Raw genomic sequence first — 14,568 nt, 5'->3', positions numbered from 1 at the left:
TCCATTATACCCTCCTACGAAATCCCTAAAAAAACCCTCAACAAACTCTGCATCCTTACTGAATCCCCAAATCATACCCCCAACTCACCCTCTACTCTCCCCCCCGTACCTCTTCCTCAACCATCGCTCACCAATCCATATTATAATACAGACCTCTCCCAACCCTTCCCAATCTCCCAAAATTCCACACCCACATTCTCAACACCCCCACACCATCACTACCCTCTCATCCCCCTCAATCCCCTCAACTCCCCCCCTCCTTTAATCTTTTCACCCACATAAAAAATCACCATTATTACTTCACCCAACCCCCTCCCTACACCCCATATCACTCCCCCCCCTAAATATACCTCTACTAATCACATACTTAATAACCCATCATAACCAAAATCTTAATCTCCAACCCATTAAAAATCCTTAACTTCTCTCACCCCCACTACCACCCCCCCCACCACCACTTTACCCTCACACCTCATACTCCCCCAAACCACTCTCATTCCACCAAAACTACCCCCACCCTCCCACCCTACTCACTAAATACCCAACTTAAACACTAATACTATACCATTACCCCCCCACAAAATCCAATCAATCATATCCTAACTCACACCATCTTATACCCACACAAACACCTACTCTCAGACTCATCAACCCCAACCCAACACCCCCCTAACAAACCTCCAATCCCCTCTTCCCCCCTCACTTATTTCAACATAACATTCATTCACACATTTACTCCCCCACCTAACAACAAACCATCATCAATCCTCCAACCTGTCATCCCCCCACACCCCCACTCCCCTCTCTAATGTCTATCACCTACTTCTCCCCCCACCAACCCACATCCCCCCCACCCCCATTCCTAGAAACACCCACCCATACCCCCCACCTTCATAACACCCACACACTACCACTACAACCCTCCCCCCATATCTTCCCCAAACCAATAATCCTCCCAAATACACCCCCCACCCCTACCTTAACCCTCCACACCCCCTCATCCTAACCTAACTTCCTACCCCAATATACCCACCACAAACCCTCTCTCTCACCCAAACCTCTCACCCACCCTCCCCCCACTCACCATTTCCACAACCTCCTCACTCCCTTCTACTCCCTACCACCCAACCTTCCTCATACCATCACCCCCACTTCACTCCCTCTCCCCCCCCCCCCCTTTCCTCCCCCTCAAAACACCTTCTCCCCTCCTCACCAAAAAACACCCCACTACTTCAACACCACCCTCACCCTCCCTACTCACCCTCACATCATCCTTACCCTCCCCTAATCCCACCACCACCACCACATCTCCAACATAACCTACCCACACAACCCCTCCAAAATTACTCCCATCCCATACAACCTCTCCTTTACACCACAACCCCCACCACCAATACTTTCTCTCCTCCCCCTTAAATCCTTAATCAACCCCTCAAAATCATCATTCATAAAATCAAAACCTCAAACACCCCAATACTACCCACCCCCCCATCTATCAATCCCCCCCCTAACCCTCCACTACCTCCCACCAACCACCTCCCTACCTCCCATCTCTCTTTACCTACTCCATACCCAATCCCTCCCTTCCATCCATCACATACCCCCCTCTCTCCTCCTATACACTCCCCCCACCCTAATTCAACCCCCATACCTACTCCTCATACATCAAAAAACACCCTTCTTTCAAACATTCCCTCCCAATACCCCCATACCACCTTACACAACCCCCCTCCACATTATCATACCCCCCCACCCTCTACCACCTATCAAATCACACACCTACACCTTCCTATTTTTTTTCCCTTTAATTTCAAATCCCCTCACCACATCACCCCCCCCAATTACCTCCATACACTCCATATCCATCCCTTATCCCACACTTAATCCTCTATCCCCCTATCCAATTTTAACATCTTCTATACCTCCTCCCTATTTCCTTACTCCCATCCCTCCCCACCCCAAACTCAACCCTTTAACCCAAAATCCACCTAACCACCCACTACCACACCCAACCCACCCTTTATACATACACTAATAAAAATTCAACATCACCTCACTCCCACCCTCCTTCCACACCCTTCACATTCCCTTCCCCCCCATACCCTCCTCCTCCCAAAACCTCCAACACAAATCACCCCACTCTCTCAAATACACAACCACCCCCACACATCCAACCACCCCCATTCCCCCCCCCACAACATCAACTCCTCACTACAACCATCCCCCTCTCTCTTAATCACAAAAAACCACTATAATAATATCTCTCTCACCTCTCTCATATATATACAACCACCTACATTCAACACCCTTCACCATCTTACCCCCTAAAACACCCTATAACACTACCTTTTAATCAATTCCCACACCACACCACAAAACTCTCCAACCTTTCCACATATTATCAAACCCTACATCCACTCTAACACTCTCTAAAATCACATCACACCTACCACCCCCCCCACATACCCTCCCCCCAACAAACAATCTTCTACTACATCTACCATCAACCCCCCAATCCCCATCACACCCAAACACATTACTACCTAACACCCTCCCCCATACTCTCTACCCCTCACTTCTCCCCCTACCCAATCCTCTACCCCACTCATTCTTACCCTTCCCCTACCTCACCTTTACCCAAAATTCACAACATCACTCACCCCCACCTCTACCCTTCATAAATCCAACTCACACCCCATCCTTTCTCCCCAAACAATCCCTCACCCCCACTCTAATCCTCACCTTACAACCAAATTTCCCTTCAAACCACCTCCACCTTATCAACCCCCTTCCCAACTACTAACCTTCCAAAAACATCTCCCAATCATCTACTCACCCACCTCTCTTATTAATCCAACACCTTCCTACTTTATCCACATTCCACCAACAAACCTCACTCCATACTTAACCAAACCTCATATTCAAACAAACTCTCTAACAAAACCTTAAATACCCACCACCATTCATCCTTACCCAAATTCACCACACCCCTTCCCCCCCCTCCCCACACCCCACTCCAACCCCAACCCCTCAAATCACTTCCACTACATTCTAATATCCACATCATCTCTCCTCCTCATCCACCCCAATCTACCTCCCCCTCTTCTAAAACTCATCTATCCTACCCACCCCCCAATCACACAACTAACATTACATTTCCCCAATCCAACCTACCTCCCCCCTCAAACATCACTACCTTACTCTCTTACTCCCAAACCACCTCACCCCCCACTAATACCTCATCATCCTCACCCACTAAACCCCTTATAATTATCACATCTCTCAATACATCATTTACATCCATCATCTTCCAATCATCTACTACCTCCTCATACACAAACCACCTCCTAACATTCTCAAATATACTTAAATCCTTCTACAAATCTCTCACATATCTCCATTATTACCCCCCATAAACTACACAACTCCTTCTCTACTCTTCAAAATCACCTCCTATTCAATCATCTCCTTCTCCTCCACCCCATACCCTCTCCCATTTCATTCCACAACAACTCTAACATTCAAACTACCCACCTAACATTCCTTACAATCCTCACCTTCTCAAAAACAAAATATCACTAACAACAAATCTCTCACCTTCACCACCCCACTACTCATCACAAATATCAACATTACCTCTAAAATCTCCCTCCACCAACCTCACCCAACAAATCACCCCTAACCACCCCTCCACTCTCCACCATATTAATCCTATAACCTCCAAATACTCCATTTCCTATACCACTCACCTCCTCACATTTACCCAAAATACCTCAATTCTATCTCCTTCCCCCCTCCCTTCCACCAAATACCCTAACTCCCACCCAAAACCTACAAATACCCATACTCCAAACAACTCAATCACACCATATCACTCAACTTACTATTTCCTTCCCTCCTCTAATCAACCCAAAACAACAAATAAATCTCACAAAAACTCAACATCTTCCCCCCCTATCCAAACCCCAACCCCACATCCCACCCAATCTCCCCTTACAATCCCTTCCTCAAATCACACACTAATTATAACTATAAACAATCAAATAAACAACACCAACTCCCAACACCCCCCCCCTTACACTACCCCCAATCATACACCCTACACTTCCCCAACCCACTTCTCATACAAAATAACCACCCACAACACTATCCCCCCTTACACCATTCAAACTCTTTCAATCACACCCCTCCCTCCAACATCAATCAACACCTATCATCACCAAATTATCACACTCCAAACTCACATATTCCCCTCCCAAAAACCCACCCCTCCACCACTCATAACCCCCCCCTCCACACCCAACAACCCCTCCACCACAAAAACCTCACAAACAAATCCCAACCCCCTAACCTCCCACACCCCCAACCAACAAACCCTCACCATAAAATAACAAACAACACCTCCCACTCCCACCCTCACACTCACAACTCAACCACTCATCACACAAACACCACACCCACCACCCCCCCACACCCCCTTCTCCTAACATCCCCATCCTCACAAAACTCCCCTCCCCCCCCCACATACTCACCTTACCCTCCCCAATTTAAATCTCCCCCTCCTATTCTTCCTTTCACAACAACCCACCCCTACCCACCAACCTCCCTTCCCCTCCCCCCCCCCACCTACCACCCTCTACTACCTCCAACACCCTCCCCACCCCCACCATCATTACCATACCTACTCACTACCATCCACATTCTCCATTACCACCCAATCACACCCTTACCACACCTTACTCTCATCATTATCCAACAACCCAAACCCCCCTCCTTCAAATCTACTCATACAACCTCTCCTTATCTCCTTACCCTTACTCTCCCATTTCCCTCATCCCTCATTCATACCCTCCTACCCTTCCACAAACTATCTACCCTCTACACCTCACCCACCCCCCCTACCACTCCTTCAAATACTACATCACATTCATCACTATCCTTCCCACCCTCCACATCTTCACACAAACAACTTATTACCTTATCCTCATATTTAAATCATCCTCACCCCCACTTCTCAATCACCTCATTTTACCTCCCCCTCAAACAAATACAACTCTCAAATACCATTTCCTCTCAAACAACTCTCCAACCCATAACTACCCTACATCACTACCCCATCTCCTCACCCCCACCTCCCTTCCAAAACAAAACCTTTAACACCCCATTAATCCAACCCCTACATTCACCTCCCCATCCCCCCCCAATTAACAAATCCTTCCAATCATTACCAAATCACTCCTAACTCCTCAATTTCTACCCTCAACTCCCAACCTCATCACTTACTACTCAACCTCCTCCCTATCAACCTTATCATTTCCAAACTCTTCACATCAATTACCCATCTATACATTCAAATAATCCTCTATTTACTATAAACCACCTTACAATCACCCCCCTTCACAACCATACCTAAAAATACAAAAACACCATCTATCACACTAAACCCAAAAAAAATAAACACACCCTCAACCATCCCTAACACATCTTCACCAAAATACTATAACCCCCTTCCAACCCCACCACCACACCCAAACAAACAACCACCACACAAAAAATTTACCTACTACTCCAAACTCCCCAACCCCAAATCAACTACCCCTACACTATTATCCCAACAAACTTCATACACCTAACACCCCACTCTCATCCCCCACCAAATAAAAATCCAACCTCCACCCAATCCCCCAACAACTCATACAAAAAATCATTAAAAAAAATTCCAATCCAACCACACATATCCCCCAATCCCATACAAATCATACATCAACTCCCACCACCTACACCCTACCACACAACCAACCATACCCCAACACACCAAATACAAAAACTACAAACACTCAACCCCTACCACTTCATTACCAATCCCAAAAACCCCCCCACACAACCAACACCCTATACACCACCAAAACACTCCTACCCTACCACCAACCCCACTCACATCATCAACCTCATAAACCCATTAAACTACTAACATACACACCCTACACACCCAACTCCACCCACTTAACACTACCTAACAATCTATAAAAAAACTCTCATCACCCACTTTCACCTACAAACACCACATATCACACATAACCCACTTAATCCCCACCACTAATCTCACACCCAACCAAAATCAAATCTATCACCACCCTCAAAATCACACTAACATATTAATATCCCACCTACCCCCCTAAAAATCCCCTCACACCACCCAACTCACCCCACTCCATCCCAATTTATACCTAACTAACTTATACCCACCCCCCATCTCAACACAATCATACATAACCCCATCAATCCACCCCACCCCTCAATTACCACCCCCATCCCAATTCAAAAATCCTCATAAATAAACACAAACCACACCCTCCCTTAACCTCAAAAATCTTTCAAACCCAAACCCAATAGCAATACAAGACTTACACCATCCTCCAAATAAACACCCTACCCTAACAAAATCAAACTCCCACTTAACAAAACTACTCTTCCTATTAAACTTCCCCACATACCCCTCCTAATAACCACCAACACAACTCCCCACAAAAACCCAATCCAAATAACACTCACCACTTAAACAAAACCCACCCCTTCTAACCCCCCAACACTCTCAAAATCAAACAACTAAAAAACCCTAACAACTTAAAAATAATCCCACAACCAACTCTAAACAAAATACCAACCACCAATACACAAACAAAAAAACACCCACCAACTAACAATAAATCCTAATACCACAAACAAAACAAACTCTATCACAAAAACAAAACAACAACATACACCTACTATAAAACTTACAAAACAATTACCTTCTACCCCACTACCCCCAACACCATAACCTCAACTAAACATATACACAAACTACAACCCAACACCCACAAACAACACAAATAAAACCACTCAAACACCATCTAAACCCCCTACCTCCCCCTCACAAACCCTCTAAAACACTCTAAAAATACACACCCTTAAAATCCAACACCTTACACCCCCTTACAAACAATAACCACAAACAACATCCTACCAAAACATAAAACCTCATCAAAACCCACACTAACCTACCCCAACCCACACTCTCTCACACCACTCACCAACTCCCACACAACAACCATACACCCATACACTAACCACACAACCCCCCCCCACACCTCACTAACCAACCTACAATCCCCCCCCCCAACTACCCTCCTACAACCCATACCCCAACACCCATCCCTCACTAACCCTCCTATCACTACCACACCTCCCAAAACCACTAAACCTAAAACCCATATACTACACCAACACTACTAACCACCAAATTACCCCTCCCTACAACAAACTCTCCTTAAACTCCAAACAACAATAACCAACAAACCCAACCTACCTACACACACCCACCTACTCCCACCACCCCCCACACACCACACCTCCCCACACCCCCCACCCCTCCAAACCAATACCCTATAAACAACCTTCCCCACACCACTCCACCCACCATCTCATAACACCACCACACACCCCCTTCCTCCAACCACCTTCCTACCTATCCAAAAACAATAACCACTACACACCCCCATCTTAACACCCTCCCAACCAACCCCCCCCCCCAACCCACACCCACATAACACCACACTCTCTCACCACTCCCCCCCAACCAAAACCTAATTATACCCATCATACCACTAATATACACCCCCATTCAAACCACCTACCCACTAATAATCAATATACTTACCCACTTCACCTATTCTACTCACCACTTCCCCAACCTAAATTCCTACCCAACCACCATCCAACATTTCATCCTCAACACACCCACTCACACTTCACTCTCACACCACCCCAACTTCCCCCCCACAACTCACACCACACCTCCCCATTACACTATCACCCATAACCATCTCAATCCACCAACAAACTTTCTTTCACCCCTTCCAACAACCTACCACCTTACACACCACTCTCAATTCCCACTCCACCTCCCCAACCACCACTTACATCCTAACCCCCTACTTCAATTATCTTCCCTCCCCACTCTCCCCACTTCAACAAACCCTATTCCTAACACCTCCACACCCACCCACCTCACAAACCCCCACAATCCCATCCAACCACTCTCCACACTCACATATCCCCACCCCTTCCCCATATCCAACTCCCATCCACTCACACTCCCCCACAACTTTAACTCTTACTACATTCACTCAAATAACACTCAACTCTACACACTACCCTCCCTCCCCCCCCCCCTAACCCACCCACTCCCCCCTCCACATTCTCACTAACCCCCTCTCACAAAAATTCCCCCAACCCACACCATCTCAATCCTCCTATCCCCACTCACCCTTCCTTCACCATATTACAACTCCACCAACTCCATATCATCAATCTTATAAACTCAATCTACACAAACCAACCCTCCCACCACCCACACAATCCCCTACCAACCCCCCACACAAATCCTCACCCTAACCTACTCATAATCCAACCTCAAAACACTCTCATACCCTCCACAATTCACACCCTCTTTATTTACCCAAACACCTCCCATCAAACACCATAACTATTTTACTCTACTTACCTTCACCAAATACCACAAACACCCCCCACCACCAACCCAACCCCCCCCCACACCCCACAAAACCACACACCCCAACCCCACACCCCAAACACACCCACCACCCCACCCCACCAACAACAACCCCACCACACACCCACACACCACCCCCACACCACACCAACAACACCCATCCACCCACACACCACACCCAACCCCACCCCACAACCACCAAACACCCAACCCACCAAACACACCAACACACCCACCCAACAACAAACCACCCAACCACACCCCACCCAAACAACAACCCACCAAACCCACACACAACCCACCAACACCACACACACCCCACCCCACACCACACACAACCAACCCCCAACACCCACCACACCCCACCCCCCCACAACCCCACCCACCACCAACCCCACCACCAACCAACCACACCCACCACCCCCAACCAACACACCAACCACCAACCCCACACACCCCCAACACCACCACCCACAACCAACCCACCCCCACAACCAACACACCCCACCACCCCCAACCCACCCCACCACCCACCACCCACAACCCCCCCAACACCACCCACCCACCCCACACCCCCCCACCCACAAACCCCCCCCCCACCCCCCCAACCCCCCCCCCCCACCACCCCACCCCCCCCCACCACCCACAACCCACACCCCACCAAAACCAACCACACACCCACACCACCAACCCCCAACACCCCACACCACCCAACACCACACCCAACCCAACACCTAACCCAACCCCCACCCCCACCACAACCACCACACCCCACAACACACCCACAACACAACACCCCAACCCCAACCCAACCACACCCCCACACCCCCCCAAACCACAAACCCAACCCCCCCCAACACAACACAATCCCACAACCCAAACCATACCCAACCACCCCCCATCACCACCACCACAAACATCCCTTCCAAACTCACCCCTAATCCTCATACAACAAACACCAATATAAAAACAAACACCCCCATACAAAATACCTCCCAACCACCAACCCCAACCCACTCATAAACTAACCACCATCACACAACAAACCAACACACCCTCTCCCAATCATTACAAAACATCATCCCACACACCCCCTCACTACCACTCCCTACCTATCCCCATCTCCACACAACCACAATACCCCTATATCTTTCCATCCCTCAACAATTCCCTCAACTCCCATCCACCAAAAACACCTCATATCCCACCCCTCAACACCACTCCCATCCAACCACTCCTAAATCAACTACACACCCTCATAAACACATCTACCCTCACTCAACCTCCTCCCTCTCACTAAAACAAACCCAACACATACCATAATAAACCCCTCTCACCCTCCTATCCTCACACTCAAACATTCCCACCCCCACATACAACACCTACCCAATACACAACCCACTTATTCCACATCCCATATTAATATCAATCCCTCACCCTTATCACTTCAATCCATTCACCCATCCCTATCCAAATTATCTCTTATCCCCAAAACACCATTCAATACTCAACACCAATCCACATCATATATCATCTAACACACATCTATCACTCACCCTCCCACCCTTACATTAAAATCACCTACCTACCCACCATCACTAACAACATCTCCCCCTCTATTACCTAAACACTCATTACAACTTAATCCCCCCCCCACTTTACCTACTTCCCTTCCCTCCCCTCATCTACCCCTCCCTAACCCTAAATAACCTCAAACAAATACCACTCACAACCTAAACTACACACTTAAACTAAATACTATAACACAAATCTCACTATTCTTCACTCTCCCTCACACAAAAAATATATCTCCCAACCCTCAACCTAACTCACAAAAAAATCCAACCAAATATCCCATAACCCCTCACTACACTCCACACCCCCACTACAAAACCACTCCACACTCAAACCTACAACCACCACCCATTACTCTCAAAACCCAACAAAACCACACTAACCAAACAAAAAACACCATCAAATCCCCTCTCAACACACCAACCACCACCCACTTAACAAACCCCCTATCCCCTTATACCTCTTAATAAACTCAACAAAAAACCACAACCTACAAACTAAAAATAAAACCCTACAAACAACCAACATCCACCAACAATACTACCACCATCCAAACACACTCAACCACCCTACACAAATCTCACCTCCCCTATCCCCCCACCTCACTACCCACACTCCTCTCATACTATTCCAAACACTCCACCTCTCCCCAAAAACCATCATCTCCCCCAAACATCACCCAAACCACCCACATCTCCCACCTCTCACCCAATTCCACATACTCCAAACACACATCCCACCCAAAATCACCAAAACTCAACACCCAATTAAATATCAAACTCATCTACTTACACACCCACAAACTCCAACACAACCATCTCTCACACAAAACAAACACCCATCAACTACCACAAACCACCCCCTAACTACCCCCAACACCCCCCAAAATACCCCACAACAACACCCCACCCCCAAACAACCACCCCACTACCCAACCACCCCCCCACACCACACCCCACACCACCACCCAACACCACAAACCCACCCCACACCCACCACACAACACATCCATCAACACCAACATCAACACCAACCACCCACCCCCCAACCACCACCAACAACACCCACACCACCACCCACCACACCCCCCCACCCACCCCCACCCACACCCCCACAAACAAAACCCCACCCAACACCCACCCAAACACACCACCCCCACACCACCACCCCAACCCACCACCCACCACCCAACACCAACCCCCAACATACTCCCAACCCTCCCCATTACACATCCAATCATTCCTCAATTTCTCATCTACCCCCTCTCACTCCTACCCCTACTACTCTTTACCACTCCCCTCAATCTTCTTATCCATCTATAAAAATCTCAACATCTCTAATTCCATCACCATCACCTTTCCTTCCACCCACCACTCACAACACACCACACCCTTATCATAAACACTCACTAAATTACTAAAACCCATACCAACATCAATTCCAAATCTCTCCTCCCCACACCTCAAATCCCCCATTATCCTCCATAAAAAACACAAACAAACCAATAAATTATTATAAACTATCCTCCCTCTCTCCAACACTCCCAACAAACACCTCACCTACTCCACACAATTACACTCCTCATATCCATACTCTTACTCAAAATCCTTTACAATCCCACATCATCTTACCTCATCCTTCTCTCTTCAAAAACCCACACTCTCTTCAAAATCTTCCTAACTCTCCAATCCCTCTCAACCCTCCTTCTACAATTCTTCAAATCATAACTCTACTCCCCCACCTCTTTACCTATATCCTCATCTTCCCATTTCTTAACTATCTCAATCCCCTCTACATCTCACCCTATCAACCTCACATACATTACATCCAACCTCCAACAAACAACCTCCTTCAATCCATTTCACCCCACCCAACAAATCAAACTAACACACCTCAATTAATCTTCCATTACTTTACAACACTACTCTCACTCTCTTATCACACTCTTACCTTCCATCCATCCTACTATCCAAACTCTCCCCTAAAATTATCTCTCAATTCTCCATTACTCCTCATCCCTCACCCCTCACAATCATCCTATCAACCTCAAAAACACTCCTCCTCACCTCTACTAACCCACCAACCCCCTTCCAATTTCTCAACACTACTACAACCACCTCCTCTTTATCTCACAAAAATATTAATATTAAACCTTCAAATCTCAACTCCCAATCTAATACATCTCAAACCCCTCCCCCTTCTCAACTATCATCTATCTACCAAAAATTATACTCACAACTCTCAACACCTCCCTTCATCTATACAATACATCTACAATCTCTTCATCCTCCTAATCACCCTTACAATCTTATCAATTATCTTATTAACTATCTAACACAACATTATCTACTTAAAACATCAAAACCACAACTACCTTACTCCACCTTACCCTCACCACCCAACACCCAATACCCACCAACCCTAAACCCCCAAACTTCCCTACCTCATCCAACATCCACCCCAATCCCCAACTTCTCACAATCCCTTATCCAACACACTCAAACCCACAAAATCTTATCTCCATACCTTTCCTCTAACTATCCACCTAAAATACAACCACATCCATACCCACAAACTCATAAAAAAAACCATCTAATCCAACAACCACAACTCCCAACCACCACCACAACACTCACACATCAAAACACTTAACTCTAAACCATACCTACCTCACCAACCACCTCCCACATCCCCCCATACACTCCAACCATCATCCAACCCTCTACCCCCACCCACCTAAATCACACTCCACCCTCCCAAACTCTACCCCCCCAACACACCCCCACAACCCTCATCAAAAACCTAATACCCCACAACCCTCTACAACCCTCCCCCCACCACCCTCAAATACCACAACCACCACCACCACACCACACCACAACCACCACCAAATCACATAACACAACTACACTCCTCTACCCCACCAACACCCCAACACTCCTCACCACATCCCCATCTAATCCCACCCCAAACCTACACCTCCCACCTACATAACTATCCCCTTCAACCCCTCCTCACAAAAACCACACCCCCACACCAACCTCAACCACAAACCCCCTCACCACATATCCATAACAAAACCTCCTCCCCTATAACCCACCACCACCCTACCACTATAACACAAAAAATCCAAATAACAATTCCAACAACCTCAACACTCACCCCCCTCCCATACCCCCCACATAAAACCAAACAACTACCCTCCCTAATCCTTATAACCCCCACCACTCCCACCCCTCCAAACAAATCACCCAACCCTCATTCTCTCTCCATCAAACACCACCCCATATATCATCTACTCCCTCCTAACCCTTACCTAAACCCTCCCCACTATCCAACCAAATCTCACTACCCTACCCTCCACACCCCCTACTAAACAAATTACATCCCCCCAATTACAAAAACCCTCCTATACCTCCTACCCACCAACCACCTTACCAATATAAACAATCTCTATCCAACCCAACCCATCCATTCTTACAAACTCACCATAAACAATCTCAATCCCCCCCTTATAAACTAACAATACCCACCTACTCTCACATCACCCCCTAAATCTCAACTCACCCTCTCCCCTTACCTATCACTACCACCCCAACAACAAACTCCTCATTACCAACCACTCCATTCATCATCCTCAACACCCACAATCTCTTACTCCCCCCCATCACTCTCAACTCTCCACATCAATCTTAACAACATATCTATCCTACACTCAACTCCCAAACCCCTATCATCATCACTTCATTATCCATAATATCAAAACCTTACACCCCAATCATCTCTCTCTTAAACCTTCCACACAATTAAAACCCTCCTTACTCATCTCCCTCTCAACAAAAACCACTCACCCCACTACCACCCTACCCCAACACTCTAATCTTCAAACCATCTTCACAACTCTCATACAACAATCATCCACCACCACACCTCCTCCCTATCTAAAAATCCTCAACCTATCCTACCCCCCCCTCTCCCACTACCTTACTCAAATTTCCTCTTATCAATCATCCAACCCCCCCCAATTCATTAACACACTACCAAAACTCTAACATCTACCCATAAAACCCCCTTACAATTACACCCCATAACCAATACAACCCTACTCCACATCCCCTCTCACTCTTACACCTCCCACCAATCACTTACATCAATTACATCTTATAAATACCCCATCCCCACAATCTCACCCACCAATACCACAACTACACTCCCCCCCCCCTATCCCACACACCCTACAACACCCCCACCCCCCCACCCCCCCAAAATAAAAAAACACACCAACATCCCCCCTCAACTCCCAAACCCCCCCCTAACTCCACCAAAACCCCCAACACCACAACCATTCACCACACCACTCAACCTCATTAAACACTACCAACATCCCCACATAACCCCCCACCCAAAACATCCCCCCCTACATTCATACATTCCCACCC

The sequence above is a fragment of the Psychrobacter sp. AH5 genome (genome assembly GCF_040371085.1).
GTDB lineage: Bacteria > Pseudomonadota > Gammaproteobacteria > Pseudomonadales > Moraxellaceae > Psychrobacter.
The sequence above is the reverse complement of the archived record's forward strand: the minus strand, read 5'-3'. Positions refer to the sequence as shown.